This is a genomic window from Paenibacillus sp. 102, from assembly GCF_039549175.1.
Taxonomy (GTDB): domain Bacteria; phylum Bacillota; class Bacilli; order Bacillales; family Bacillaceae_G; genus Bacillus_A.
In genome coordinates this window covers 1-234 of sequence record NZ_JBCGHT010000110.1, presented here as the reverse complement: position 1 = coordinate 234, position 234 = coordinate 1, and the positions used below count along the sequence as shown (strand labels likewise).

Below are 234 nucleotides of genomic sequence, written 5' to 3'. Positions count from 1 at the left end.
GATGGAGTAACGAATATCTCTATGGTGTACTGGGGCTTTACTGGGACTGGAAAGTCCTTCCACTGAAAAGTGCAGAGAATTACCGATGAAAGTGTCTGCCATTCGATAGGTCTCATAACCCTTTTGACGAAGTTTATGGGGTGAGCTGCTTGAGGGAAAACCTCACGAGCAGTTCTTATGGGGAGAGGCTGGAGACGGGCCGCAACTGATACCGCGCCAGTCTTTTACCCGACA

At 49.6% G+C, this 234-nt stretch carries 1 pseudogene; it reads left to right on the top strand.

The features are described 5' to 3' along the window. Nucleotides 1–89 (top strand): annotated as a pseudogene (locus AAIE21_RS29545) (group II intron maturase-specific domain-containing protein); the annotation flags it as partial. Between the last annotated feature and the right edge of the window lie 145 nt (nt 90–234).